The sequence below is a fragment of the Aureimonas sp. Leaf427 genome (assembly GCF_001425485.1).
GTDB lineage: Bacteria > Pseudomonadota > Alphaproteobacteria > Rhizobiales > Rhizobiaceae > Plantimonas.
Window position 1 is genome coordinate 285,964 of the sequence record NZ_LMQW01000051.1, and the last position, 26,736, is coordinate 312,699.

Sequence of the window (26,736 nt, forward strand, 5' to 3'; positions counted from 1 at the left end):
GACGAAACGGCATGTCGAACATACTACTCATCGTCATACTCTGCGGAGCGCTATCCATCGCCTACGCGGCATGGGCGACGCGCTCCGTGATGGCGGCCGATCAGGGCAACGCGCGCATGCGCGAGATCGCCGGCGCTATCCGCGAGGGCGCGCAGGCCTATCTGGCGCGGCAATACACGACCATCGCCATCGTCGGCGTCATCGTCCTGGCGCTCACATGGTGGCTTCTCTCGGGCTTTGCCGCGGTCGGCTTCCTCGTCGGCTCCGTCCTGTCCGGCCTTGCCGGCTTCATCGGCATGAACGTCTCGGTGCGCGCGAACGTGCGCACGGCGCAGGCCGCCTCGCGCTCGCTCTCGGCCGGTCTCGACATCGCCTTCAAGTCCGGCGCCATCACCGGCATGCTCGTCGCGGGCCTCGCCCTGATCGGCGTCGCCGGCTATTTCTGGGTTCTCACCAGCCAGCTCGGCTTTACGGCCTCCGACCGCACGGTCATCGACAGCCTCGTCTCGCTCGGCTTCGGCGCCTCGCTGATCTCGATCTTCGCGCGCCTCGGCGGCGGCATCTTCACCAAGGGCGCCGATGTCGGCGGCGATCTCGTCGGCAAGGTCGAGGCCGGCATTCCCGAAGACGATCCGCGCAACCCGGCGACCATTGCCGACAATGTCGGCGACAATGTCGGCGACTGCGCGGGCATGGCGGCCGATCTCTTCGAGACCTATGCCGTCACCGTCGTCGCGACCATGGTGCTCGGCGCGATCTTCTTCGTCGGCCAGCCCATGCTGGAAAGCGTGATGATCTACCCGCTCGCCATCTGCGGCGCCTGCATCATCACCTCGATCGTCGGCACGTTCTTCGTCCGGCTGGGCGCGAACGGCTCGATCATGGGCGCGCTCTACAAGGGCCTTTGGGCGACGACCCTTCTCTCGATCGGCGGGCTGGCGCTCGCGACCTATGCCACGGTCGGCTTCGGCGAGATCGGCACGACCTCGGCGGGCCTTGCGATCAACGGTCTGAACCTCTTCATCTGCGGCGTGGTCGGCCTCGCCGTCACGGGGCTGATCGTCTGGATCACGGAATACTACACCGGCATCGGCTTTCGGCCCGTGCGCTCGATCAGCCAGGCCTCCGTTTCCGGCCATGGCACCAACGTCATCCAGGGTCTCGCGGTCTCGCTGGAATCCACGGCGCTTCCGACGCTCGTCATCGTCGCCGGCATCGTCTCCACCTTCCAGCTGGCCGGGCTCTACGGCACCGGCATCGCCGTCACCGCCATGCTCGGCGTCGCCGGCATGATCGTCGCGCTCGATGCCTTCGGTCCCGTCACGGACAATGCCGGCGGAATCGCGGAAATGGCAGGCCTTCCGGCCAATGTTCGCAAGTCCACCGACGCGCTCGACGCCGTCGGCAACACGACGAAGGCCGTGACCAAGGGCTACGCGATCGGCTCGGCTGGTCTCGGCGCCCTCGTGCTCTTCGCCGCCTACAATTACGATCTCCAGTACTTCGTCGCCGAAGCGGCGGCCGGCCGGGGCTACGAGTATTTCCGCGACGTCGTGCCGGACTTCTCGCTGACCAACCCCTTCGTCGTCGTCGGCCTGCTGCTCGGCGGCCTCATCCCGTACCTCTTCGGCGGCATCGCCATGACGGCGGTCGGCCGCGCGGCGAGCGCCGTAGTGGAGGAGGTCCGTCGCCAGTTCCGCGAGAAGCCCGGCATCATGGCCGGCACCGAGCGGCCGGACTATGCGCGGGCGGTCGACATGCTGACGCGCGCGGCCATCCGCGAGATGATCGTGCCCTCGCTCCTGCCGGTTCTCGCCCCGATCGTCGTCTATTTCGGCGTGCTCCTGATCGCGGGCAAGAGCCAGGCCTTCTCCGCGCTCGGCGCCATGCTGCTCGGGGTCATCGTCACCGGCCTCTTCGTCGCGATCTCGATGACATCGGGCGGCGGCGCCTGGGACAATGCCAAGAAGAGCTTCGAGGACGGTTTCGTCGATTCGGCGGGCCAGCGGCACATGAAGGGCTCGGAGGCCCACAAGGCATCCGTCACGGGCGATACGGTCGGCGATCCCTACAAGGACACGGCCGGCCCCGCCGTGAACCCGGCGATCAAGATCACCAACATCGTCGCGCTTCTCTTGCTCGCCATCCTCGCGCACCACTGAAGCGAGTGCCAAGAACGCCGAGAGCCCGCCGGTCTCACGATCGGCGGGCTCTCGGCGTTTTAGAGGATGTCGCGGTCTACTTGCCGAACATGCCCTTGAACCCGCCGCTGATCAGCATGGCGACGTCCATGATGGCGAGATAGGCGTTGGAATGGGTGGGCACGGCGAGATAGCGCGATTCCCAGCGAGGCTCGAACTTCGACTTGAAGGCGCGCAGGCCCTGGAAATTGTAGAAGGACTCGCCGCACTCGTAGACGGTCTTGCCGAGTTGGTTCCAGAGCGGCGCGCCGTCCTGGTCGCCAAGGCCCGCCAGCGGCGCCATGCCGAGGTTCAGCGCGGCGAAGCCCTCGTCCTTCAGGTGGAGCATGGTCTTCACGAAGAGAAGATCCATCATGCCGCGATGGACGCCCGGCACGAAGCGCATGAGATCGATGAAGGCGGACTGGCGCCGGTCCGTCACAAGCACGGAGGCGAAGGCGACGAGCCGCCCTTCGAAGCGCATGATCGCGACCGGCTGGGTCGCGAGATAATCGGGAATGAAGCTGCCGAGCGAGAAGCTCTTTTCGCGGGCGCGCGTATGGCCGAGCCACGCGTTCGAGACCGCCTCCAGCTCCGGCATCAGGGCCGGCACGTCGCAGGCGGGAACGAAGGAGAACTGCAGCCCGTCGCGCTCGGCCCGGTTGGTCGAGCGGCGAAGGCTCAGCCACTTGCCGCCCTTCATGTCGAAGGTCGCAAGATCGACAACCGCCTGCTCGCCGAGCTTCAGGCTCTTCAGGCCCGCCTCGAAGCAGGCGCCGAGAAGGGCGGGGGAGGCCTGGTAGAAGACCGGGCGGCAGCCGGACGCGCGGGCCGTCTCGCAGAAGAGGTGGACGAGGCCCTCCCAGCGATCGGCCGGCCCGATCGGATCGGACAGCGCGATCATCGACCGGCCGCGCCGGGCATACATGACGAAGGCTTCGCCGTCTTCGCTGAAGAGGATATCCTTGTCGGCCATGCGCACGAGATTGGCTTCGCCGAGCCCCTGGCGCTCGACGATCCGCACGGCCGCCTCCATCGCCTGTGCCGCGTCGAGAACCGGTGCCGGCGCCTTCGGCTGCACGAGGCTTTTCAGCGACGTCATCAGGCCGGCGCGGCGCGAGCCGTCGACCGGGCGCAGAAAGCGGATGTTCGAGGCGGCAGGCTTCGGGGTCGAGGCGGCGGAGTCGATGGACACGGAACGGGCCGTTTCCAACTCGTCGGCAAGCGTGGCGAGAGCAAGACTTTGCATCGTAACCCGGTCGGTGGCGGATGCTGCGAAATGCCGGCCGGCGGCGACAACGCAGCGTCCAGGTGGCGCTGAGAGCGCAACCTATAGGCTTGCGGTGCTTGCCTTGTTCTTACGGCTCATGACTTTACGGCGGACCTGTGGCGCAAACGCCGATTCACGCTTAACGAATTGGCGCCGAAGCGGAGCTTTCGACCCTGCTCCAGCGCTCGCGTCGTCAGAGGGACGGGATCGTCGAGACGATCCACGCCGTTTAGCGCTGCGGGCCGATGCCGCGGTCTTCCTGCGAGCCGATGCTGCTCGGGGCGCCCGCGCCCGCGCCGGGAACGCCCGGCTGCAGGATCTGTCCGAGCAGGCTCGCGTCCTTGCCGCCGGTCGGGGTCGTGCGGGAGATGAAGTCGAAGACCTTGCCGTTCTGCAGGCCGTAATTGGCCAGCCGGTCCACCGTGCCTTCCTTGTTGAAGTAGATGCCGAGCACCCGCTGGTCGACCAGCGTCGGCTTCATGAAGGCCATGGTGCGAACGCGCTTCTGCGAGATGTAGTAGAACACCTCGTTGTCGAAGGTCGCGGTGGTGGAGGGCGAGCCGAGCGCCAGAATCACCTGCTCGCGGCTCGAGCCGACCGGCACGAGCGCGATGGTCTGCTCGTCGACGATATAGCCCTGGTTCAGGGTCTCGGCCGTCGAACAGGCGCTGACCGTGGCAAGGCTGCCGAGAAGTGTGGCGCCGAGCGCGGCCTGCAGAATTCGTCCGTTGCGGATCACGCGTGACATCTCCCTGGAACGGCGTCCGGACGTCCCTAATCCCCATGCAAGGCAGGATCGCGGCAAAGCCTTGCGATCCCCTCCGGTCGGCCTCAACTAAAGCACTCCGCCCGGCGTTGCAATCGGACGGAAGGCGTGTCACGGCCCGGCTCTACGGGAGGCCGCAAGATCGATGCTGAAGAGATGGAAGGCGCTGAGCCGCAACCGCGAGATCGTCGACGACCTCTATGCCGGGATCGTCGAGACGTCCCGCCGTCCGGTCCTCTTCACCGAGGGTGGCCTGCCCGACACGGTGATGGGCCGTTTCGAATCGCTGTGCATCTCGGTGTTCCTGTTCCTGGCGCGATGCGGTGACGACGCCGCGCTGAAGCCGCTGGCGCAGGATCTCGTGGATCGCTTCATTCTCGACGTGGAGGATTCGATCCGCGAGCTCGGCATCGGCGACGTCTCGGTTCCCAAGCGCATGCGCAAGCTGGCCGGCATGTTCTACGAGCGCGTCGCGGCCTATGACGCGCCGCTGGGCACCGGGGATCAGGCCGCTCTCGCGACGGCGCTGCGGCGCTTCGCGCTGGCGGGCGCCGGGACCACCGAGCAGGCCGCGCATCTTGCGCGCGACATGAACGAACGGCATCAGGCCTATGGCCGGCTTTCCAACGCGGCGATTCTGGCCGGCCGACTGGATGGAGCGGGGGTGACATTATGACGAACGACGACGCCAAGCCCCGCCTGGAGGGGCCGAGCTTCTGGATCAGCGTCTCGCGCCTGCCCAAGAACGGCATGCCGATCGTCTTCGAGGCGCGCGCCGACGAGCGAGAGGCGCTGGCCCGCCGCCTGGATATTCCCGCCGTCGAAGCTCTGCAGGCGGACGTCAATGTGGAAGCCTGGCGCAGCGAGGGCGTTCGGATCGTCGGCACCTACCGGGCCGAGGTCGTGCAGTCCTGCGTCGTCACGCTCGATCCCGTCCGGCAGACGATCGAGGAGGAGGTCGATCTCATCTTCGTGCCCGAGCAGTCGCGGCTGGCGAGGCCGTCCTCGCCCGTCGACGGCGAGCTTCACCTCGACCCCGAGGGCGAGGATATTCCCGAGACCTATTCCGGCGATCGGCTGGATTTCGGCGAGGTCCTGTCGGAGCTGGTTGCCCTCGCGCTCGATCCCTATCCCCGAGCGTCGGGCATCGATTTCCAGGATTTCGACACCGATCCGGAGCCCGAGGCCGGCAAGGTTTCGCCCTTCGCCAAGCTGGAGAGTCTGAAGCGCGGGTCGTAGAGGCCGGCGCCCCACCTTCGCCGCCTTCGCGGTGCAACGCAGGGCGCGTCTGGACATGAGACGGCGGCGGGGCTGGCCCTCGGTTGTCAGCCGGTTGGAAATGACTATGGTCGCGCCGCGTCGAACGGTCCGACAGGCGAAAGCGAGCAGGCTTTGAAGCAGAATTCCGGTGTGACGATCTCCATCGATGCGATGGGTGGGGATCATGGGCCATCCGTCATCCTGCCCGGCGCCAACATCGCTCTCCAGCGCCATCCGGGGCTTCGCTTCGTCATCTTCGGTGAGCAGGATCAGGTCATGCCGGTCCTCGACACGCTGCCGCAGCTGAAGGCCGCCTCGGTCTTCCATCACTGCGACGTCTCGATCCGCATGGACGACAAGCCGAGCCAGGCGCTGCGCCAGGGCCGCTACAAGTCCTCCATGTGGCGCGCCATCGAGGCCGTGAAGACCGGCGAGGCCGGCGTGGCGTTTTCGGCCGGCAACACCGGCGCCCTCATGGCGATGGCGAAGTTCTGCCTGCGCACCATGGCCAATATCGAGCGTCCGGCGATCGCGGCGATCTGGCCGACGCAGCGCGGCGAGAGCATCGTGCTCGATGTCGGCGCGACGATCGGCGCGGACGCTCAGCAGCTTCTCGACTTTTCCATGATGGGCGCCGCCATGGCGCGCGCGCTCTTCGGCATCGAGCGCCCGACGGTCGGCCTCCTCAACATCGGCGTCGAGGAGGTGAAGGGCCAGGACGACGTTCGCGAGGCCGGGCGCCTCCTGAAGGAGACGCCGCTCGGCGGGCTCGAATATCACGGCTTCGTCGAGGGCAATGATCTCGGCAAGGGCACGGTGGACGTCGTCGTCACCGAAGGCTTCACCGGCAATATCGCGCTGAAGACGGCCGAGGGCACGGCGCGGCAGATCGCCGGCTACCTGCGCGAGGCCATGACGCGCACCTGGCTCGCCCGGCTCGGCTATCTTCTCGCCAAGGGCGCCTTCGACCGGCTGCGCGACAAGATGGACCCGCGCAAGGTGAATGGCGGCGTCTTTCTCGGCCTCAACGGCATCGTCATCAAGAGCCATGGCGGCACCGACGCCGAGGGCACGGCCGCCGCGATGGACCTTGCCTACGCCATGGCCGAAAACGGGCTTCAGCAGCGGATCGAGGACGACTTGCGCAATTTCTATCTGAGGGTCTCCGACGAGGCCGTCGCGGGTGCCGCCGTTGCGGATGCCACCCCCGTGGAGGCGGTTCTTCCGGCCGCCGAGATTCCGGAGGCCGCCCGATGAGCGTCGTCCGTTCCGTCGTGCGCGGCACCGGCTCCATGCTGCCGGCCCGCATCATGGCCAATGCCGATTTCGAAGGCATGGTCGAGACCTCCGACGAGTGGATCGTCCAGCGCACTGGCATCAAGCGCCGCCACATCGCGGACGAGGGCGAGACGACGGTCTCGCTCGCCGAGGGCGCCGCGCGCCGCGCGCTCGACGCCGCAGGACTTCAGCCCGGCGATATCGACCTCATCATTCTCGCCACCGCGACGCCGAACAACACCTTTCCCGCATCGAGCGTCCAGGTGCAGCGCCGGCTCGGCATCCATCATGGCTTCGCCTTCGACATGGCCGCCGTCTGCAGCGGCTTCGTCTATGCGCTGACGACGGCCGATCTCTACCTGCGCGGCGGCATGGCCAAGCGGGCGCTGGTGATCGGCGCCGAAACCTTCTCGCGCATCCTCGACTGGGAGGACCGCTCCACCTGCGTGCTCTTCGGCGACGGCGCGGGCGCCGTCGTGCTGGAGGCGGTGGAGAGCGAGGGCACGGCCGAGGATCGCGGCATTCTCGTCTCGCGCCTGCGCTCGGACGGCGCCCACGAGGAGAAGCTCTATGTCGATGGCGGTCCCTCCACGACGGGGACGGTCGGCAAGCTGCGCATGGAAGGCCGCGAGGTCTTCAAGCATGCCGTCGGCATGATCACCGGCGTCGTGGAAGAATCATTCGCCGCGCTGAGCATCGATGCGAACGACATCGACTGGTTCGTGCCGCATCAGGCGAATCGCCGAATCATCGACGCCTCCGCCAAGAAGCTCGGCATCGCGCCGGAGAAGGTCGTCGTCACGGTCGACGACCACGGAAACACGTCGGCCGCATCCATTCCGCTCGCTCTCGACAGGGCTGCCCGCGACGGTCGCATAAGGTCGGGCGACTTGATTCTGCTGGAGGCGATGGGCGGCGGCTTCACCTGGGGCGCCGTCGTCGTCCGCTGGTGACCCGCGGCGCTTGATTTGTTGAGCAACTTCGATATCTTGGCCGAAATTCACGAACGGTTGCCGCTGGGGAGCGGCCCGCTCGCGGATGTGAGGGGAACAGCGCGGATGGTCCGGTCGGAGCATCGTCGTCGCGCAGGCAAGGGGATTTCGGATGGTCGATCGAACGGTCACGCGCGCAGACCTCGCCGAGGCGGTCTTTCGCAAGATCGGTCTGTCGCGGACCGAATCCGCTTTCCTCGTCGAGACGATCCTCGAGGAGATCTGCGCCACCATCGCCCGTGGCGAGTCGGTGAAGATCTCCTCCTTTGGCTCCTTCCTGGTGCGCGACAAGAACGAGCGGGTCGGACGCAATCCCAAGACCGGCGAAGAAGTGCCGATCTCGCCCCGCCGCGTCGCGGTCTTCAAGCCGTCGAACGTGATGAAGGACCGCATCCTGGAATCGCACGCCAAGCGCCGGGCCCCGGGTGCCGCGCCCGTCGAGATGCTGAAGGCGGCCGAGTAAGTCTCTACGGCTTTCGGTCGTCTCCCGTCTCACCCGGCCGGTTCACGGTCGGCCGTCCCGCCCACGCCCGGCTGCCTGCTGGTCCGTCCAAGGCCGATTCGCCGACTGGCCCCGATCGACTGGAGTGACATGACCGACAAGAGCATCGACGCTTTCCGCACGATCAGCGAGGTCGCCGAAGACCTCAACCTCCCGCAGCATGTCCTGCGCTTCTGGGAAACGCGCTTCACGCAGATCAAGCCGATGAAGCGCGGCGGTGGCCGCCGCTACTATCGGCCGGACGATGTCGAGCTTCTGAAGGGCATCCGCTACCTGCTCTACGTGAAGGGATTCACGATCCGGGGCGTGCAGCGCATTCTCAAGGAAAACGGCAACCGCTTCGTGATCCAGATCGGGGCGGGGGACGTCGCCGCGCTCGACGATATCCAGTCGGGGCGCACCGCCGGGCCTCTGCCGGAGGACGGCGAGGGCGAGACGGAGCCGCAGGTCGAGGATTTCGACGTGGAGGCCGACGAGCCCCGCGAGCCCGTCCGCGCCCATCAGGACCGCCCGCGCGGCCTCTCCGCGCTTCTGCGCCGGGGCGAACGCGACGCCGAATCCGGCCCCCAACTCGGTCTTCCCACCGAAAGCGCCGCCAGCCTCCAGGATGTCATCATGGAGCTTCTGGAGTGCAAGCGGCTGCTCGATCAGGTGCGATAGGGCGGATCGGGCGAGGCGGGCGAGCGCCGCCTCAACCTTCTTCGCGATCCCCGCAAAAGGGGGTTGCGCGCGAGCCTCCCGCTCTCTAAAGGTTCGCTCAGTCGGAGCGTAGCGCAGCCTGGTAGCGCACTTGGATGGGGTCCAAGGGGTCGGAGGTTCGAATCCTCTCGCTCCGACCAATTTCCCAAAATCATCACGATTGAATTCGATCATGCCGAAGGGCATGGTTTGCATTCGGCCGGCGACCGTCGCGCCGCCGCGGCTTCGATGGCCGCGTCAGCTGGGCTTGCGGCCGAGTTCGATCGTCAAATCGTTCAGCGTGCCCTGGATATGAGCCGAGCAGAGCTTGGCGGAGGCCGTGCGGTCCTTGGCTTCCCAGGCAGCGAAGAGGGCCTCGTGCTCGCCGATAGCCCGGTCCGGCCGGCCGCTCGCCTGGAGATGGTGCACGACGTAGCGCTCGGCGATGATCTGGAGGCGTTCGGTCGTCTGGATCGTCACGGGGCGGGCGCAGGGGCGCACCAGGGCCATGTGGAAAGCCCGGTTCAGCGGACCCGCCGCCGCCTTGCCGCCGGCGGCCGAGGCGTTGAGAGCGGCCAGCGCCGCGCGGGCGACCAGGATGTCGCCGGGGCTCGCCTTCGCGCAGGCCGCCGCGACCGCGTCCGGCTCGATCTTCAGGCGCAGCTCGAACACGTCGTAGGCTTCCGCGGCCGATAGCGGGCGCACGAAATAGCCGCGATTGGCCTTAGCGAGAACGAGGCCTTCCTGTTCGAGCTTGGCGAAGGCCTCGCGCAGCGGGATCTTGCTGACGCCGAGTTCGGCCGCCAGCGCATCCTGCCGGATCGCGCCGTCCTCGGACAGCTCGCCCGCGACGATCCGGTCGCGGACGATATCGACGATGCGCGCGGCAAGACCGGTCCGCACGAGGAGCGGCGTCGCGCTCATACGACCTGGAAGCCCTGCCAGAACGTGTCCGCCCGGTCGATCCAGATCGTGTTGAAGCCGGTCGCGATGGCCGAGCCTTCGATCGAAGGGATGATGGCGGCCTCGCCGGCCAGGTCCGTCTTGGCTTCGACGCGGCCGGTGAAGCGGCTGCCGATATAGCTTTCGTGGACGAAGCGGTCGCCGACGGCGAGGCTCCCCTTGTCCGCCAGATGGGCGAGGCGGGCGGAGGTGCCGGTGCCGCAGGGCGAGCGGTCGATGGCGCGGTCGCCGTAGAAGACGGCGTTGCGCCCGTCCGCCCCGTTACCGCGAGGCTTGTCGGCCCAGAGGACATGGCTGACGCCGCGGATCGTCGGGTCCAGCGGATGAACCGGCGTGAAGGCCTCGCCGACGAGCCGGCGAACGGAAGCGGACAGCTCGATCAGCCGCGCCGCCCCGAGATCGTCCAGCGAAGTGTAGGCGCCCTGCGGCTCGACGATGGCGTAGTAGTTGCCGCCATAGGCTACATCGACCGACAGCGGGCCGAAATCCGGCACGTCGATGGCGATGCCACGCGCCGCGACATAGGCGGGAACGTTGGTGATGCGCACGAAGCTGACGCGATCGCCCTCGGTGCCGTAGGCGACGTCGATGATGCCGGCCGGCACCTCGATGCGCAGCTTGCCCTGCTCGCGCGGCTGGATCAGCCCGTGTTCCAGGCCGAAGGTCACCATGCCGATCGTGCCATGGCCGCACATGGGCAGGCAGCCGCTCGTCTCGATGAAGAGGATGCCGATATCGGTGTCCTCGCGGGTCGGCGGATAGAGGAAGCCGCCCGACATCATGTCGTGGCCGCGCGGCTCGAAGCAGAGCGAGGTCCTGATCCAGTCGAAGCGCTGGAGGAAGTCCTGGCGGCGCTCCGACATGGAGGCGCCTCGCAGGAGCGGCGCGCCCCCGGCGACGAGGCGCACGGGGTTTCCCGCCGTGTGCCCGTCGATGCAGAAGAACGTGTGCCGCATGAGCGTCAGGCCGCCTTGGCGGGAGCAAGGCTCGGGCGCGTCGCGGCGGCCCGCTCGACCATCGCCGTCACCTCGGCGCGGCGCGCGCCGGTCAGCGGCAGGCGCGGCATGCGCACGCGCTCGGAGCCGCGGCCCATGATCTGTTCGGCCAGCTTGATCGACTGGACGAGATCGTGCTCGGCGTCGAGATGGAGAAGCGGCATGAACCAGCGGTAGATCGCGCGGGCCGTCTCCCAGTCGCCGCGGTCGGCGGCGGCGACGAGCTGCACGGATTCCTGCGGGAAAGCGCTGGTGAGGCCGGAGACCCAGCCCTTGGCGCCGAGCATGAGGCCTTCGAGTGCGACGTCGTCGAGACCGGCGAAGAGCTCGTAGCGGTCGCCGAACTCGTTGAGGAGGTCGGTGAAGCGGCGCGGATCGGGCGCGCTCTCCTTCACCGCCTTGATGTTCGGCACGTCCTCCAGCGCGTGGAGCACGTCGGCGCCGATGTTCACGCGGTAGGCCGGCGGGTTGTTGTAGAGCATGATCGGCAGGCTCACCGCCTCGGCGACCGCCTTGAAATGGGCGACCAGCTCGGCGGGCTTGGGCACGTAGACCATGGCCGGCAGCAGCATCAGGCCGTCCGCGCCGAGCTTCTCGGCGTCGCGGGCATAGGCGACGGCGCGTCGGGTGTCGAACTCGGAGACGCCGGTGACGACGGGCACGCGGCCCGCGACGGCTTCGACCGCGCCCTTCAGGATGGTGCGCTTTTCTTCGGGGTCGAGCGAGTTGTTTTCGCCGCAGGTGCCCATGACGATCAGACCGTTCACGCCGTCGCGGACCAGCGCGTCCTGAACCTTCTGCGTCGCGTCGTGGTCGACCGCGAGGGTCTCGTCGAACTGCGTGGTGACTGCGGGAAACACGCCATGCCAGCCGGTCGTCATCTCGTTCTTCCTTTCGCTCAAAAATCGTATACGATATACGACAGAAACGTCGGGGAGCGTCAAGTGGCAGCCAATACGGTCGTGATCGGCGGCGGAATCGTCGGACTTTCCTCGGCGCTTGCCCTGCAGAGGGCAGGGGTCTCGACCCTCGTCGTCGACTCCGGCGGGCCGGACCTGGCGGCCTCCTGGGGCAATGCGGGCCACATCGCGATCGAGCAGGTCGCCCCGCTCGCCTCCTTCGCCACGATCCGCTCGGCGCCCCGCCGGCTGACGATCGCCGGCGGCGCGCTGTCGCTTCCCCTTCGCGATGTCGGGCACTGGCTGCCCTTCGCCCTCCGGCTCGCGCGCGCCTCGACGCCGGATCGATACCGGCACGGCGCGGCGATTCTCGGCGGCCTTCTCGCCGATGCCATGCCGGCCTGGCGCCGGCTCGCCGCGAGCCTTCCCGGCGAGAGCATCCTGAAGGAGGAGGGGCATATCGTCGTCTGGCACGATCCGCGTGCGGCGGCCCGCGGCGTCGAGGCCTGGACCTCGGCCGATATCGGCACGGCGCGCCTTCGCGTCGCGACGCCGGCCGAGCGACAGGATCTGGGTCGCCTCATGGCGGTGCCGCCCGCCGGCGCGCTGATCTTCGAGAACACGGCGCAGGTGTCGAGCCATGCGGCTTTGCGGGAGGGGCTACTCGCCGCCTTCCGCGCGGCCGGCGGGCAGATGCGGGAGGATCGGGTCCGGGGTCTGACGCTTCGCGGCACGAGAGCCGTGCTGGCGCTGGCGTCGGGCGAGACGCTGGAGCCGGCCCGCGTGCTCCTTGCAGCCGGGGTGCAGGCCGGCCAGTTGCTGGAGCCGCTCGGCACGCGCGTTCCCATCATCGCCGAGCGCGGCTACCACATCGAAAGCCCCGACCATGGCTGGCCGGAGGGCACGCCGCCGGTCGTCTTCGAGGATCGCTCGATGATCGTGACGCGCTTTTCGGCAGGGCTTCGCGCGGCGAGCTTCGTGGAGTTCACCGGGCCGCGCTCGCAGCCCGATCCGCGCCGCTGGCGGACGCTGGAGCGCCATGTCAGAGAACTGGGCCTGCCCCTGCGCGGCACGCCTGCGCGCTGGGCCGGCGCGCGCCCGACCCTTCCCGACTACCTGCCGGCGATCGGCCGGTCCGAAGCGGCGGACAATCTCTTCTACGCCTTCGGCCATCAGCATCTCGGACTGACGCTCGGCCCGATCACGGGAGAACTCGTGTCGAGCATGATGGCGGGCCCGGGATTGCCGGCGGATCTCGCCTCTGCCCTCAGTCTCGAGCGCTTCGCCCCCAGGAACGCTTCACGAGTCTGATCATACGTATGCAAGCAGTATCCCGGTGCCGATTGGAGCGCTTGCTCGGGAGGCCGGCGATTCGACTGACGCTCCAGTTTTTTGACCAGTACTCTTCATCGAATTGCAAGGCGCTTGAAGCCATATATCCACCGACATGATCGATCCATGAAGATCGTCTCGGGGGCTGCATGGGGCAAATGGCGTTGACGCGGAAGAGGGGGATCGAACGCGGTCTCAAACTGCCGCCGGAAGATGCTGTCGCCGACGCCTGTCCGAAGTCGTCGTCGGCGGGGCCGGGAAGCCCTCTGCTCTCGGAGCGCAACAAGCATTTCGAGGCGGCCCTGACCCATATGAATCAGGGGCTCTGCATGTTCGACGCGGAGTCCCGCCTTGTCGTCTGCAACCGGCGCTACCACGAGATCTTCAACCTGCCCCATGATCGTCTCGTCTTCGGCATGACGCAGCAGGCGGTGTGCGAGGTGCTGATCGAGCACGGCTGCTATCCGCCGAACGTGACCTTCGAAGACATACGCGAGTCGACGTGGCAGGCCCTGAAGGCTCAGACGGCCGAACCCATCCTGCGCAAGCTCGCGGACGGGCGCATCCTTTCGGTTCTCTACCGGTCGATCGAAGGCGGCGGCTGGGTCTCGACTTTCGAGGACGTCACTCGGCAGCGTTTGGCCGAGGCCCGGATTGCCCATCTGTCGCGGCACGATGCGCTGACCGATCTGACGAATGTGCGCACGCTTCACACGGAGGCGGGACGTCTTCTGGCAGGGGTCGATGGCGACGAGCCGGCGCTTGCCGTGCTCTCCGTCGATCTCGATCAGTTCAAGACCGTCAACGATCTCCATGGGCATGTTTCCGGCGACGAGCTTCTTCTGGCCGTCGCACGGCGCCTTCGCGAGAACACGCGCAAGGGCGATATCATCAGCCGGCTCGGCGGCGACGAGTTCGTGGTCATCTTTCGCGCCCATGGTGAAAGTGCCGCTCTCGCCAGCGCGCGCCGGCTGCGCAATGCCCTTGCCGAGCCCTACGATCTCTCCCGGGTCCGTCTGCGCATCAGCGTCAGTATCGGCGTCTCGATCTGCACCGACGACGCGCCGCAGATCGAAAAGCTCCTACGGGAGGCCGATCTGGCGCTCCGCCACGCCAAATCGAGCGGGCGCGGGGCGATCCATCTCTTCGACGCTTCCATGTCCGAACTGGTCAGTCAGCGACACCAGTTGGAGATGGAGCTTCACGCGGCCATCGTCGGCGACCAGTTGGAGCTTCACTACCAGCCGCTCGTCGATATTTCGACGAACAGGACCGTCGGCGTGGAAGCGCTGGTGCGCTGGCGCCATCCCACGCGCGGCCTGCTGCCGCCGATGGAGTTCATCGGTATCGCCGAGGACATCGGCTTGATCGCACCGCTCGGCGAGTGGGTGCTCCGGCGCGCCTGCGCGGATGCGGCAGCCTGGCCGGCGCATATCTCTGTCGCGGTGAACGTCGCCAGCGCGCAGATGAGCCGGCCGACCTTCGCCGAAACCGTGATCGGCATTCTGGCCGAGACCGGGCTCGATCCCCATCGCCTCGAGATCGAGCTGACGGAAACCACCCTCTTCGTCGATACGGAAACGACGCTCGGGAACCTCGATGCGCTGAGCGCGCTCGGCATTCGCTTCGCCATCGACGATTTCGGCACCGGCTATTCGTCGCTGAGCTATCTCGGCCGCTTTCCCATCGGCAAGATCAAGATCGACCGGTCCTTCATCGTCGCGGCCGAAACGCGCGGCGATGCGCTGGCGATCATCCGCGCCGTCGCCGGCATCGGTGTCAGCCTGGGCATGACGACGCTCGTCGAGGGCGTGGAGACGCAAGCCCAGCTGAACATCGCGCGGGCGGAAGGCCTCTCGCAGGTCCAAGGCTACTTTTTCAGCCGACCCGTGCCGAAGGGCGAGATCGTGTCTTTCTTCCACGACTGATGCTGGCGGCGCTGGCGAAGGACTGCCGGTATCCCGCGCCCCCCAAAGGTTCGGGAGGCGCGGCGGCGGCCGACGCCGCCGTAACGGCTTCGGCTCCGACATGTCGAAGGTCGGAGCCGCTGGCGTAATCGAGTCCGGACGATCGAGCATCCCGCCTACAGGACAAAAAAAACCCGCCGCGGACGAACCGGGCGGGTTTGAATTTATGCATGTATCTGGGAGGAAACGATGCAGGAAGATCTATACATGCTGCGACGCATCATGTCAGCCGCCCGAACGCATGGCTGCTATGCATCTCTGAGTGATCCTCTGCGATTCGAGGCGGTTGCGGGGAGGAGCGCAGACGGTGCCGCAACGGTGATCGAAGGAAGGAAGATGCTCTCGACCGCTTGATTGCTGCGGTTGCTAAGCGCCGGGACCGCGTCCGATACCCGCCGCGGCCAGCGCCTCCAGGACGCCGCTCAGCGTGATCTGCGTGCCGACGCAGAGAAGGAGGAAGGCCGAAAGACGGGTGACGACCTGGACGCGCGTCTCGCCGAGAAGGTTGGTGATCGTGTCCGACCAGCGATAGGCGAGCCAGATCAGCACCGCGACCGCGAAGGCCGCCAGCGACGTGGCGGTGACGAAGCCGATCGAGCCGCCCGCGCCGGATGGCCGGTTCGAGCCGAGCGCGATGGCGACGGAGATCGTTCCCGGCCCGGTCGTCATCGGCATGGTCAGGGGAAAGAAGGCGACGTCGGCGGAGCCGAGGGCCTCGCCGGCCTGCCGCTGCTTTCGCTCGTCGCGCTGCTCGGGCGCCGAGAGCAGTTCCCAGGCCCAGGCCGCCACGACGAGGCCGCCGGCGATGCGCAGGGCGGCGATGCTGACGCCGAAGAAGTCCATGACCGCCGTGCCGCCCCAGAGAGCGCCCAGCATCACCAAGAGAGCATAGACCCCGATGCGGCCGGCGATCTGCTGGCGCTCGCCATGCGATCGATCGGCCGTGACCTGGCTGAAGATGAAGGCGGTGCCCACCGGATTGACGATCGAGAACAGGGCGGTGAAGGCGAGAAGAAAGCTCCTCACCACGCCGAAATCGTCGCTCATGCCGCCTCCCATGCACCGCCGGCCGATGGTGGGCCGGCCAGCGACCTGGAGCAAGGGGGAGGTCGCTTTTCGCGCCGCCGTTCGGGGCCGAAACGAGGGGGCACCGAGGCCGCCCACGGGTGCGGCGCCTCGGTATGCGAATGGATGGCCCTGCGAGATCAGGCGGCGCTGAAGGCCTCGAGCGCCCGCAGCCGCTCGGCCAGACTCTCCGCCTCGCGCTCGCCGCTCTTCTCGGCCGGGGACGCATCGCTGTCGCCGTCCATGTCATTCGAAGAAGCAAAGGGCTCGTATGTGTCGAATGCGCCGCGCGCGTCGTCTTCGGTCATGGCGAACCTCCTTTTCTACCGTTCGGTAGGGAAGGAAATGGAGCAAGCCCGAGCGCCGGTCAAGCGTTTATTATCGATCGGTATAAAAATCATGTTCGAAGGGATCGATGCCGTTCATCGATGCGAAAGGTTGATGCCTCGTTAAAGAGCCTCCTTCTCAGGGCATGGCTCGCATGCAGGTTTGTGCGTTGCAACATCAATCGATTTAACCCAGATTTGGACGGAAAGGAGAACCGATATGAACCTCATGCAGAAGCTCCGCTCCGCTTTCCGTGGCCAGACGGCCAACCGCCTCGAGACCGAATACCTCAACGAGGCCGTTTCGATCATCGACCTGGAAAGCCGCCAGCGTCAGATCGACCGCGGCCAGTTCCGCAACCGCAACTATCCGTTCTGATCCGATCGGTTCGGCGCGGATTCGCGTCGATCTTCCGGTGAAAAACGACCTCGAGTGATTTCATCCGAGTGAAAAGCCGGTCTTCCGGCTTGCGACTCTCGCCCACTTCGCCCAAAGCTCTGAAACGGCTCAACGGGCGTCGAAGAGGGCGAGTGCATGACAGATATCTGGTTCCGCACGGGCGAGGCGACCGTTCTCGCCGCCGAGGGACAATATACCGACGCCATGCCGGAAGTGCTGATCGGCTCCGTCCGGGGTCCGGTCGGCCAGGCTTTCGCGTCGATGATGGGCCAGGTCGAAGGTCATACGCGCATGTTCGTCGTGCGCGACCTCAACCAGCTCGTGCGCCCCGCCACGATGATGACGACCAAGGCGACGATCCGCGAGGAAGGCTACATTGCCCTTCTCGGCGGGGTCGTTCAGGGCGCGACCGGCGACGCGATCGTCGACTGCCTGATCGAGGGCATCCTGCCGAAGGATGACGCGGAAGAGCTCTGCATGATCATCATGATCTGGCTCGACCCCCGCTGCCCCGGCCATGCCGAGATCGACCTCAAGGATCTCTACCGCACCAATTACGAAGCGACCAAGATCGCCATCTCGCGCGCCATGACGGGCAAGCCGACGGTCGACGAGCTGATCGCCAACCGCAAGACGATCCAGCACTACGCGCTGAGCGGCATCGTCGAGAACTGAGCTTCGGCCGCCTGAATCCGTGAACCCGTGGGGGTTCGATCGTGGCTCCGCCCGATCGGGCCCCCACGTCGTTTCGGGCCCGACCTCGTGGGGACGCGGCGTCGCGCCCTCTCCGAGCCGACGGTCCGGCAGGCCGACCGGATCGCGGGCCGTCCCCGTCGCAACACCTCTCGAACAATAGCGATCGAGCCCCGAATGAGGGGGATTGCGGTCAGACGACGGTAACACCTGCGTGAGAGGCTTCCTGTCAGCCGCGCTTACGAACGTCGCCGCCTCTCGTCACGGCGGGCGGTTCGGTCGCACGGCTCACGAGAGGAAGCAATCCGAATGCGTGACGACCCATGGGCGATGGTCGCCGTGCCCCGTTTCGCGTGCCCTTTGCGATGAGGGACGCGGCAAAGGGATCGTCGCCGACGCCCAGCTATCCCATGCCGGACAGCGAAGACCGGCGCCTGCGATCGCTGGAGTCCTTCCACATCCTCGCCACGGGGCCCGAGGAAGGGTTCGACGTCATCGTGCGCCACGCGCGGCGTCTCTTCGGCGCGCCCATCGCCGCCATCTCCTTCGTCGCGGCCGACCATCAGTTCTTCAAGGCTCGGCAGGGCGTGAACTTCTGCGTGTCGAGCCGCGAGGGGTCGTTCTGCACCCATGCGATCCTCGAGCGCGACATCTTCGTCGTGCCGGACGCGACGCTGGACGAGCGCTTCCGCTCCTCGCCCTTCGTCACCGGTCCGCTGCAGATCAGATTTTACGCCGGCGCGCCTCTCGTCTCGCCGGAAGGGCAGGTGATCGGCAGCCTCTGCATCATGGACACCACGCCGAGGCATGGCTTCGGCGAGGCGGACCGAGAAGCGCTGCGTGATCTCGCCGAAATGGTCCTGGAGCGCCTGGAAGCCCGACGGGCGGCCCTGGCGGAGGAAAGCGGCAAGCGCCGGTTCGACGCGGTGGCGCAGGCTTCCGTGGACGCCATCATCTGCGCCGACGGCGACAACCGCATCCTGACCTGGAACGGCGCGGCAGAGCGCATGTTCGGCTATTCCGCCGCCGAAGCCGTCGGCCGGTCTCTCTCGATCATCGTTCCCCCGGCCCAGCGCGCGATGCACGAGGCCGGCGTGAAGGGCGCGGTCTCGGGTCGCCCGACCCGGCTCATCGGGTCTCTCGTCACCGTGTCCGCCGTTCGAAAGGACGGGAGCGAGTTTCCGATCGAACTCTCGCTGTCGCACTGGCAGGAGGCCGGCGCGCACCGATTCGGCGCCATCATCCGCGACATCACGGATCGGATTACGGCTGAAGCCGGCCTGAAGCGGGCCGCGGACTTCGACTCGCTGACGGGCCTGTCGAACCGGCGCGTGCTGGAGCAGCGCATGGCCGCCGCGGCGGACGGCGGCAGGGCGGCCGCGGTCATTCTCGTCGATCTCGACGGGTTCAAGGAAATCAACGACAGCCTCGGCCATGCCGCCGGCGACGAGGTATTGAAGACGGTGGCCGCCCGTCTGGATCATCTGTCGCAAGGGGTCGCGCTCGCTTCGCGCCTCGGCGGCGACGAGTTCGTCATCCTCGTCGAGGGGAACGCCGATCCGATGGCGGCGACCGCCCTCGCGCATTCGGCCATCGCGGAGATCGTCCGCCCGATCGAAATCGGACTGCGCTGCGTCTATGTCGGCGCCAGTTGCGGCGTCGCCGTCTCCGAGGGCGGCGAATGGCAGGCCGACCGGCTCCTGGCGGATGCCGATCTCGCCCTCTATCGCGCGAAGGCGGACGGCAAGCGGCCCGTCCGGCTCTTCACCCAGGAACTCCGCCCCCTCGAACACGCCCGCGAGTCTCTCAGCTCCGGCGTCCGGCAGGCCTGGGAGCGCCGCGAGTTCGAGCTCTACTATCAGCCGCAGGTGCGCCTTCGGGACGGCGCGATCGTCGGGGCCGAGGCGCTGATCCGCTGGAACCATCCAGAGCGCGGGGTCCTCTCGCCCGCGGCCTTCCTCTCGACGCTGGAGGAGGGGCTGCTCGCGGTTCCCGTCTCCGAGTGGATATTGCGCACGGCTTGCATCCAGGCGTCCGAATGGCGCGCGCTCGGCGCATCCACCTTCCGCATGGGGGTGAATCTCTTCGCCGCGCAGTTCCGCTCCGGCGATCTGCCGGCCGTCGTCGCCGCCGCCCTGCGCGATGCCGGCCTTCCCGCGGGCGGGCTGGAGCTGGAGATCACCGAGAACACGATCCTCAAGAACGAAAGCCGCATCACCTCGATCCTCCACGAGCTTCGCGCCATCGGCGTCGGCATCGCCTTCGACGATTACGGCACGGGCTATGCCTCGCTGACGATGCTGAAGGACTTCCCCGTTTCCCGCCTGAAGATCGACCGTTCCTTCGTCAGCGGCTCCGGATTGGGGCGCTCGAACGTCGCGATCGTCGAAGCCATCACGCGCCTTGCCAGCGGCTTCGATCTCGACGTGATCGCCGAAGGCATCGAGACACCGGAACAGGCCGACTTCATGCGCCATCACTGCGCGGAGGGGCAGGGCTATCTCTTCGGCAGGCCGATGCCGGCCGAGGACTTTTCGCGGCTGCTGCTGGCCCGGCAGAGCAGGCACGCGGTCGCCTGACGCTGGCTGCTCGGTCCTCGTGGCCGAAAGTGAGGCGTCCCGTCATCGATCCTGAACGACGATGAACGAAAACGGGCGGCTGGCGCCATCGCCAACCGCCCGTCTTCGTTTGCCTGCGCTTGGCTATGCCTTCAGTAGGCGTGTTCGGTCTTCAGAAGGCTCAGCGGGGTGCGGAAGAGGATCTTCAGATCGAGCAGGACCGACCAGTTCTCGATGTAGCGCAGATCGTATTCGACGCGCTTCTTCAGCTTCTCTGGCTCGTCGATCTCGCCGCGGTAGCCCTCGATCTGGGCAAGGCCCGTGATCCCCGGCTTCACCTTGTGGCGACCGAAATAGCCGTCCACGATCTCGACGAAAGCCTCGTTTCCGCTGGACTTGGCGTAGACGGCATGCGGCCGGGGACCGACCAGCGAGAGCTGGCCGAGGATCACGTTGAAAAGCTGCGGCAGCTCGTCGATCGAGGTCTTGCGGATGAAGCGGCCGACACGCGTGACGCGCGGATCGCCCTTGGTGACGATCTTCGCCGCCGCCGGGTCGGACTGTTCGTGGAACATCGAGCGGAACTTTAGGACCTCGATGACCTGGTTGTTGAAGCCGTGGCGCTTCTGCCGGAAGATCGCCGGCCCCTTGGAGTCCCACTTCACGGCCAGCGCGGCGAGGGCCATCAGCGGGGCGAGAAGAACGATGGCGACCGAGGCGAAGACGAGGTCGAAGATGCGCTTGGCGATCCAGTCCCAGTCTGCGAGCGGCCGGTCGAAGACGTCCAGCATCGGGATGTCGCCGATGAAGGAGTAGGAGCGCGGACGGAAGCGCAACTGCGTCGCATGGGCGGAGAGGCGGATGTCGAGCGGCAGGACCCAAAGCTGCTTGAGGAGCGAGAGCACGCGCTTCTCTGCCGTCAGCGGCAGGGTGACGATCAGCATGTCGACATGGGCGAGGCGCGCGAACTCCACGAGTTCGCGGATATTGCCGAGCTTGGGATAGCCGGCGACGAGCGGCGGCGAGCGGCGGTCGCCGCGATCGTCGAAGATGCCGCAGATGCGGATGTCGCTGTCGGTCTCCATTTCCAGGCCGCGGATCAGCGCCTCGGCGCCCTGGCCGCCGCCGACGATGACCGCCCGGCGCTCCATCACGCCGTTGCGCGCCCAGCGCCTGATATTGGCGGAGAGCACGAGCCGCCCGATGCCGAGGCAGACCGTGCCGAGCGCGAACCAGCTGGCGAGCCAGATGCGCGAGACATCGTCCGTGACCTTGGCGAAGAACAGCACGACCGCGAGAACCGCCAGCGCCGCGCCCCAGGCGAGCGTGACGCGCATCACCTGGCGCGAGCGCGAGCGCAGGAAGCCGATCTCGTAGCCCTGGCCCAGCTGGATCGCGGCGACGCCGAGGCCGGCGCCGAGAACGGACGGCCAGAGGTAGCGCAGATGATCGGGGCTGACCGGTGCGACATGGGCGACGTAGATGGTGGCCGCGACCGAAAGGAGCAGCATGAACTCGACGATTCGCCAGATGCCGCTGAGCAGTGCGGGCGACATGACCTTGCGCTTGAACTGGAGCGCGGCCTGCGCGGCATAGGCGTTCAGCTCGCCGGTCCCGATATGGGGCAGGGGACCGTCGAAGGCCCTGACGGCATCGGGAGTGAAGGGCAGATGTCCGTCGATCGTATCCATGTCGCCTCCAGGCGCCGTTCGCAGCGGGCTTCGACCCGCGTCGTGGCCCGCGTGTCGCAAGGGTCGGCAGAGATCGGCGGCGAGCCGCCGAGATGTCTCGATCTTAGCTGTTGCGGCTTAATTTTCAGTCTGCGCTGCGGTGCAGCAATCCATGTCTGAACCGCCATGCCGCCGTGTTCCCGCGGCGAACATGCCGTCACCAAGGCCGCATGCTGCAGCGGGAACGAAGCCGACCCTAGACGAGAGGCGTGACGGAAGACCCCGCCGAAAGCCTCGCATTCGAAAGATCAGGGCTTAGAAGAAACGCTCGCGCACATAGATCGTGTCGCCGGGCAGGATGGGATCGGATGTCAGCACCCGTCCGCTCATCACCTTGCCGTTGACCTGCCGCGTCACGTCCACCGTGCGCTGCTCGGCGCGCGGGGAGAAGCCGCCGGCGATCGCGATGGCGTTCTGCACCGTCATGCCCGGCACATAGGTGTACTGCCCGCCCGTTCCGACCTCGCCCATGATGAAGAAGGGCCGATACTGATCGACCTCGACCGTGATGTCGGGATTGCGCAGGTAGCCGTCGCGCAGCTTCGCGGCGAGCGTCGCCTCCAGCTCGTTCGTCGTCGAACCACGCGCCGGCACGGTGCCGACGAGGGGCATGGAGAGATAGCCGCCCTTGTCGATCGCATAGGTGTTGGTCAGCCCGTCCTGCTCGAAGACGGTGACGCGCACCTTGTCCCCGGAATCCAGGTGGTAGGGCTCGTTCAGCGCCTTGTGGAAGGCCGGCGGCGCGGGCTGGTAGCTCGTGCAGGCGGACAGACCCGCGCACATCGCTCCCGCGAGGCTGATGGCTCGAATGCGCATGGCCGCTCTGTCCCGATCGTCCGACTCGTGGCGATGCCTCGCCCGCCGGCCATCGTTAGAGAATAATAACCTTACCCCGGCATGACCAGTTCGGCGTCCCGCGACCACCCAGGCGGGAAACGTTAATGCATTGTTAACCATGTCCGTAGAATTTTGCCTCCCGTCAGGACAGGAGAGCGGCGATGGCCAGCGGACCGTTTCAACAGGCGCGCGAGACCGACCGGGGTTTCTGGCTGGCCGGCGCCCTCTGGCGCCGCCGCGCGGCGATTCTCCTCTCCACCGCTGCCTCTGCAGGGACGGCGCTCGGCCTCTGCAGCCTTCTTCTGCCGGTCCAGCCGGCGACGCGGATCATTCTCATGGATCGCGGCTCCGTCTCCGCAGGGCCCGTCGCCGGATCGCTCGGCGAGCTGGCCGTCACGGCGGGCAATGCCCTGGCTTCCGGCTTCAAGGCGTCTGCCGATCTGATGTCCGGCCGAGACCCCGACCGTCCGGCCGTCGCGCGGCTGGCCGAGATCCTGCACTCCGCCCCCGCCGGGTCCGGCGAACTCTTGACGGATGCGCGGATGGGCGAGTTCGCTCGCGCCGCCCGCGATGTCCTGGCATCGGGTCCGCGCGAGGCGACGGCCCCGATGCCGCGCGTTCTGGCCGACCTCGCTCTGCCCGGCGAATCCGCCGCCGCATCGCCTGCCTTGCCCGCAGCGGCCCTTGCCGGCCTTGCCGGGCTGCTCGCCGCTTCCGTTCACGCCGCGGCCTCGGAGCTGAAGGCCCGTCGCCGGCGTCTCGCCGGCAACCGATGGGACGAGCCGAAGCTTGCGGGACGCTCCGCCGCGCGAGGTGCGACCGCCTTGCCGCCGAGGATTGAGCCGTCGCCGATCGAACCCGAGTTCGGCGAGGGGAACGCGACGGACGGTCGTCAGGAGGTCCAGCTCGACGCCGGGGAAATCGAGACCATCGCGGCGATGGCTCCCCCCGCCATCGTCCCGGAGGGTATCGGCTCCGTTGCGGTCGCGATCGTGGAGCCCGAGCTCTCTCCGGCGGGCGACGAGAATCGGCCCGATCCGGCATCGGCGCCGCGCCTTATCGAAACCGGCGACAAGCTCCCCGAGGCGGATATTCTCGAGCTGCCCCGATCTGCTCCGGTTCTGCTTTCGATGGAAGCCGAGGACATAGCGGATGTCGCTTTGGCCGACGGCCTTCGCACGATGCTGGTGGTCGAGGCCGGCGAGGGCGCGCGCAGCTGCGCGAGCGTCGATCTCGTTCGGGCGCTGGCCCTGCGGGGCAAAGCCTCCATTCTTCTCGATCTCGGTTTCGACCGCGTCCTGGCGAGCGATCTCGGCATCGAGGAGACCGCGCCAGGCCTCTCCGATTTTCTGACCGGCACGGCCACCATCGCGGCCGTCCTTCACCGGGACGCGGCCGGCAGCGCCGATGCGATCGTCTGGGGACGCGACGGCATGGCCGCTCCGATCCAGGCCGAGCGCCTGGGCGAGCTTTTCGCGACGCTGGCCGAAGTCTACGACTGCGTCGTCGTCGCGGGTGGACCCATGTCCCTTCGCGGCCTGACGGGTCTCCTCGGCGACGGGAGCGCGGCCATCGTCTCGATGAGCCCGGGCGCCGACGAGACCGCCGAAAAGCGGATGAGCGAGCTTTCCGACTGCGGCGGGCGCCAGGCGCTGCTCATGTCGGCCTATCCGCGCAATCTCCACCTGATCGCCAGAGCCGCCTGACGCGCAGACAGCTTCGTTCGGGCCGCCTTCTGCCTGCCGTGGACTTGCTCTATAAAGTGCTCCTCTGGAGGGAGCTTGGCCGACACGTCTCGGACAGTCTCTCAAGGGAGACTGCCATGACTCCGTCGCAGCAGCACGACACGGATTTCTACCGCTGGACGCAGGACCAGGCGGCCCTTCTGCGCGCGTTGCCCCTCAGCTCCAATCGTCTCGACATCGAAAACCTGGCCGAGGAAATCGAGGATATGGGTCGTGCCGAGATCCGGGAAATCTCGAGCCTGCTTCGACAGACCCTGACTCATCTCGTCAAGATCGCATTCGATCATGAAGCGCCGTCCGTCGCTCACTGGGTGGGCGAAGCGTCCGGGTTTCAGGGAGATGCCGTTCTCGCCTATTCACCCGGGCTTCGGCAGCGGCTGGACCTGCCGAAGATCTGGCAGCTCGCCAAGCGAAACGCGGCGGATTCGCTGGATGAACATGGCGTCGCCGTTCCTCCGCTACCCGAAGAATGCCCTTTGACGCTGGATCAGCTTCTCGCCCCGGATTTCAGCCCTCGGCGGGCCGCCGCCACCGTGGCGTCCTGTGCTAGTTCAGACAGCGCGGACCATGGCTGAGGCTATCGCCACGAAGACTGGCGTGAATCAGACACCCGACCTTGCCCGATAGGCGGTCGGCGGAACGGGGTCCTACTTCCCGTCCGACGCTCGACGACGGGGCGAGTAGCCTTCCATCCACTTGATCACCACCATGGCCGGCACGATCCAGAAGAGGCCGGTGACGAGGAAATAGGCGAGGTGAACGAAGCCACTCGCCTCCGCCAGATAAAGCGTCGCGAAAGCGGTCGCGAAGATCGCGTAGACCACGACGAGGACGATCAGCAGGATCGCTCCGATAAACTTCTTCAGCCGGATCGGCATCGGCGCGTTCCTTGCGGCTCCGTTGCGGTTGGCACGGTCTATGGGCTTTTGCGCCTGATATGGCCAGTCCTCCAAGCAGGCCGCGACCATCGGATGCGGCCGATGGCGGCTTGAAAAGCCGGGGCGGGGCGTTCAGATGAACCGCAAGCTCCCTTGGCTCCCGCGACCTCACGGGCCGAGGGCGCGTGGAGAGGACCCTTTGCGCATGTCGACCACCTACCCGGCCGCCGGCTCCCCCTACGCCGCGCGGACCCGCACGTCCGACGAGACCAATCGCCGCCTGATCCGGATCTGGCTCTATGTGGTGGCGCTCGTCGTCTTCGCGCTCGTCCTCGTCGGCGGCGCGACGCGGCTGACCGAGTCCGGCCTGTCGATCACCGAGTGGAAGCCGATCCACGGCATCGTGCCGCCGCTTTCGCTCGCCGAATGGCAGGAGGAGTTCGACCTCTATCGGCAGATCCCGCAATATCAGGAGATCAACCGGGGCATGAGCCTCGAAGCGTTCCAGACCATCTTCTGGTGGGAGTGGACGCATCGGGTTCTCGCCCGCTTCGTCGGCGTGATCTTCGCGGTGCCCCTGGCGATCTTCTGGATCGCGGGGCGCATTCCGGCCGGCCTGAAGCCCAAGCTGCTCGGCATTCTCGCCCTCGGCGCTCTGCAAGGTGCCATCGGCTGGTGGATGGTCGCCTCGGGCCTCTCCGTGCGCACCGATGTCAGCCAGTACCGCCTCGCGATCCACCTGACGACCGCCTGCATCATCTTCGCCTCGACGATCTGGGTCGCGCGGGGCCTTGCGCCCCATTCCGACGAGGACGCCCCCTCCGAGCATTCCGTGCACGCTGCCGGGCTGATCGTCTTTCTGGCCCTGGCACAGATCTATCTCGGCGGGCTCGTCGCCGGCCTCAATGCTGGCCTCACCTTCAACACCTGGCCGCTGATGGACGGACGGATCGTGCCGGAGGGGCTTCTCGTCATGCAACCGGTCTGGCGGAATTTCTTCGAGAACGTGATGACGGTGCAGTTCGTGCACCGGATGAGCGCCTATCTGCTCCTCGCCGTGGTGCTGGTGCATGTCGTCGCCGCCGTGAAGCAGGCGCCGGGCTCGACCCATGCGCGCCGCGCCGTCGTGCTCCTCGGCCTCGTGATCGTCCAGGCTATGCTCGGCATCACGACGCTGCTTCTGGCCGTTCCGATCGAGTGGGCGCTTCTCCACCAGGGCGGCGCCCTCGTCGTGCTCGCCTTCGCGGTCGCCCATGCGCGGGGCCTGAAGGGCCCGTACCGCGTGCCCGCGCGGCACTGATCGGCCGGACGTTCGAAGCGGAAAAGGGCGGGACGGCGATGATGCCGCTCCCGCCCTTTTCGTCTGCGGACTGTGAAAGATGTGCTCGAAGAAAGGCTTGGGCCGATTGCCGGACTCACTGC

At 67.1% G+C, this 26,736-nt stretch carries 25 protein-coding genes and 1 tRNA gene; 16 read left to right on the forward strand and 10 right to left on the reverse strand.

Going from position 1 to position 26,736, the window contains the following annotated elements:
* The first annotated feature begins 11 nt into the window (after positions 1-11).
* Positions 12-2,162 (forward strand): sodium-translocating pyrophosphatase, encoded by a 2,151-nt coding sequence (locus ASG62_RS22090; protein WP_056690494.1) that lies wholly within the window; start codon positions 12-14, stop codon positions 2,160-2,162.
* Between the two features lie 76 nt (positions 2,163-2,238).
* Here the strand turns inward: ASG62_RS22090 and ASG62_RS22095 are convergent, their stop codons facing one another.
* Positions 2,239-3,375 (reverse strand): phosphatidylglycerol lysyltransferase domain-containing protein, encoded by a 1,137-nt coding sequence (locus tag ASG62_RS22095; protein WP_162245990.1) that lies wholly within the window; start codon positions 3,373-3,375, stop codon positions 2,239-2,241.
* Between the two features lie 304 nt (positions 3,376-3,679).
* Positions 3,680-4,198: an outer membrane protein assembly factor BamE gene (locus ASG62_RS22100; RefSeq protein ID WP_056690500.1), complete on the reverse strand. Its 519-nt coding sequence runs from the start codon at positions 4,196-4,198 to the stop codon at positions 3,680-3,682.
* A 163-nt stretch (positions 4,199-4,361) separates the two neighbouring features.
* On the opposite strand from ASG62_RS22100, the gene ASG62_RS22105 reads away from it, so the two are divergent.
* From ASG62_RS22105 to ASG62_RS22135, 7 genes are all read left to right on the forward strand, one after another.
* A complete protein-coding gene (locus ASG62_RS22105) occupies positions 4,362-4,892 on the forward strand; it encodes a ubiquinol-cytochrome C chaperone family protein (protein WP_056690503.1) in 531 nt (176 codons plus the stop codon).
* Complete coding sequence (locus ASG62_RS22110) at positions 4,889-5,455, forward strand: YceD family protein (RefSeq protein ID WP_056690507.1); 567 nt, start codon at positions 4,889-4,891, stop codon at positions 5,453-5,455. Before ASG62_RS22105 ends, ASG62_RS22110 begins: the two co-directional genes overlap by 4 nt.
* A gap of 171 nt (positions 5,456-5,626) precedes the next feature.
* The gene (gene plsX, locus ASG62_RS22115) at positions 5,627-6,733 is read left to right on the forward strand and encodes a phosphate acyltransferase PlsX (protein WP_413814227.1); all 1,107 of its coding nucleotides are present in this window, start codon (positions 5,627-5,629) and stop codon (positions 6,731-6,733) included.
* A complete protein-coding gene (locus ASG62_RS22120) occupies positions 6,730-7,707 on the forward strand; it encodes a beta-ketoacyl-ACP synthase III (protein WP_056690509.1) in 978 nt (325 codons plus the stop codon). The genes plsX and ASG62_RS22120 overlap by 4 nt, the downstream gene beginning before the upstream one ends.
* Before the next feature lie 151 nt (positions 7,708-7,858).
* Positions 7,859-8,209 (forward strand): integration host factor subunit alpha, encoded by a 351-nt coding sequence (locus ASG62_RS22125; RefSeq protein WP_056690514.1) that lies wholly within the window; start codon positions 7,859-7,861, stop codon positions 8,207-8,209.
* 129 nt (positions 8,210-8,338) lie between these two features.
* Entirely contained in the window at positions 8,339-8,908 is a 570-nt protein-coding gene (locus ASG62_RS22130) for a MerR family transcriptional regulator (protein ID WP_056690517.1), read from the forward strand.
* A gap of 102 nt (positions 8,909-9,010) precedes the next feature.
* Positions 9,011-9,087 (forward strand) — tRNA-Pro (locus ASG62_RS22135).
* Positions 9,088-9,184: 97 nt separating this feature from the next.
* Here ASG62_RS22135 and ASG62_RS22140 read toward each other — a convergent pair.
* Genes ASG62_RS22140 through ASG62_RS22150 form a run of 3 tightly spaced genes read right to left on the reverse strand, consistent with a single transcriptional unit; the run spans position 9,185 to position 11,765 of the window.
* On the reverse strand, positions 9,185-9,850 hold the full coding sequence (locus tag ASG62_RS22140) for a GntR family transcriptional regulator (protein ID WP_056690520.1): 666 nt from the start codon (positions 9,848-9,850) through the stop codon (positions 9,185-9,187).
* Positions 9,847-10,845, reverse strand: coding sequence for a 4-hydroxyproline epimerase (locus ASG62_RS22145; RefSeq protein ID WP_056690523.1), 999 nt, complete (start codon positions 10,843-10,845; stop codon positions 9,847-9,849). Before ASG62_RS22145 ends, ASG62_RS22140 begins: the two co-directional genes overlap by 4 nt.
* Before the next feature lie 5 nt (positions 10,846-10,850).
* Entirely contained in the window at positions 10,851-11,765 is a 915-nt protein-coding gene (locus tag ASG62_RS22150) for a dihydrodipicolinate synthase family protein (RefSeq protein WP_056690525.1), read from the reverse strand.
* A gap of 63 nt (positions 11,766-11,828) precedes the next feature.
* Between ASG62_RS22150 and ASG62_RS22155 the strand changes: the two genes are divergently transcribed.
* Together ASG62_RS22155 and ASG62_RS22160 are read left to right on the forward strand one after the other, a co-directional pair.
* Complete coding sequence (locus ASG62_RS22155) at positions 11,829-13,094, forward strand: NAD(P)/FAD-dependent oxidoreductase (RefSeq protein ID WP_056690528.1); 1,266 nt, start codon at positions 11,829-11,831, stop codon at positions 13,092-13,094.
* A 332-nt stretch (positions 13,095-13,426) separates the two neighbouring features.
* Positions 13,427-15,043 (forward strand): EAL domain-containing protein, encoded by a 1,617-nt coding sequence (locus ASG62_RS22160; RefSeq protein ID WP_274532636.1) that lies wholly within the window; start codon positions 13,427-13,429, stop codon positions 15,041-15,043.
* A 405-nt stretch (positions 15,044-15,448) separates the two neighbouring features.
* Here ASG62_RS22160 and ASG62_RS22165 read toward each other — a convergent pair whose 3' ends face one another.
* Positions 15,449-16,129, reverse strand: coding sequence for a MarC family protein (locus ASG62_RS22165; protein WP_056690830.1), 681 nt, complete (start codon positions 16,127-16,129; stop codon positions 15,449-15,451).
* Between the two features lie 158 nt (positions 16,130-16,287).
* Positions 16,288-16,455, reverse strand: coding sequence for a hypothetical protein (locus ASG62_RS26790; protein WP_156382306.1), 168 nt, complete (start codon positions 16,453-16,455; stop codon positions 16,288-16,290).
* A gap of 238 nt (positions 16,456-16,693) precedes the next feature.
* On the opposite strand from ASG62_RS26790, the gene ASG62_RS26795 reads away from it, so the two are divergent.
* The 3 genes from ASG62_RS26795 to ASG62_RS22175 all read left to right on the forward strand — a co-directional run bounded on the left by ASG62_RS26795 (position 16,694) and on the right by ASG62_RS22175 (position 20,145).
* Positions 16,694-16,852: a DUF3563 family protein gene (locus tag ASG62_RS26795; protein ID WP_156382307.1), complete on the forward strand. Its 159-nt coding sequence runs from the start codon at positions 16,694-16,696 to the stop codon at positions 16,850-16,852.
* Between the two features lie 156 nt (positions 16,853-17,008).
* Positions 17,009-17,548: a formaldehyde-activating enzyme gene (locus ASG62_RS22170; RefSeq protein ID WP_056690534.1), complete on the forward strand. Its 540-nt coding sequence runs from the start codon at positions 17,009-17,011 to the stop codon at positions 17,546-17,548.
* A gap of 428 nt (positions 17,549-17,976) precedes the next feature.
* Complete coding sequence (locus tag ASG62_RS22175; protein WP_200944643.1) at positions 17,977-20,145, forward strand: putative bifunctional diguanylate cyclase/phosphodiesterase; 2,169 nt, start codon at positions 17,977-17,979, stop codon at positions 20,143-20,145.
* A 131-nt stretch (positions 20,146-20,276) separates the two neighbouring features.
* Here ASG62_RS22175 and ASG62_RS22180 read toward each other — a convergent pair whose 3' ends face one another.
* Both ASG62_RS22180 and ASG62_RS22185 read right to left on the reverse strand, forming a co-directional pair.
* Positions 20,277-21,815 (reverse strand): undecaprenyl-phosphate glucose phosphotransferase, encoded by a 1,539-nt coding sequence (locus ASG62_RS22180; RefSeq protein ID WP_056690540.1) that lies wholly within the window; start codon positions 21,813-21,815, stop codon positions 20,277-20,279.
* A 294-nt stretch (positions 21,816-22,109) separates the two neighbouring features.
* Positions 22,110-22,670 (reverse strand): polysaccharide biosynthesis/export family protein, encoded by a 561-nt coding sequence (locus tag ASG62_RS22185; RefSeq protein WP_056690543.1) that lies wholly within the window; start codon positions 22,668-22,670, stop codon positions 22,110-22,112.
* A gap of 182 nt (positions 22,671-22,852) precedes the next feature.
* On the opposite strand from ASG62_RS22185, the gene ASG62_RS22190 reads away from it, so the two are divergent.
* Positions 22,853-24,397, forward strand: coding sequence for a hypothetical protein (locus ASG62_RS22190; RefSeq protein WP_056690546.1), 1,545 nt, complete (start codon positions 22,853-22,855; stop codon positions 24,395-24,397).
* Between the two features lie 116 nt (positions 24,398-24,513).
* Complete coding sequence (locus ASG62_RS22195) at positions 24,514-25,011, forward strand: DUF29 domain-containing protein (RefSeq protein WP_056690549.1); 498 nt, start codon at positions 24,514-24,516, stop codon at positions 25,009-25,011.
* 72 nt (positions 25,012-25,083) lie between these two features.
* Here the strand turns inward: ASG62_RS22195 and ASG62_RS22200 are convergent, their stop codons facing one another.
* Positions 25,084-25,314, reverse strand: coding sequence for a DUF2842 domain-containing protein (locus tag ASG62_RS22200; RefSeq protein WP_056690550.1), 231 nt, complete (start codon positions 25,312-25,314; stop codon positions 25,084-25,086).
* A 205-nt stretch (positions 25,315-25,519) separates the two neighbouring features.
* Between ASG62_RS22200 and ASG62_RS22205 the strand changes: the two genes are divergently transcribed.
* Positions 25,520-26,614, forward strand: coding sequence for a COX15/CtaA family protein (locus tag ASG62_RS22205; RefSeq protein WP_056690553.1), 1,095 nt, complete (start codon positions 25,520-25,522; stop codon positions 26,612-26,614).
* Positions 26,615-26,736 lie beyond the last annotated feature (122 nt).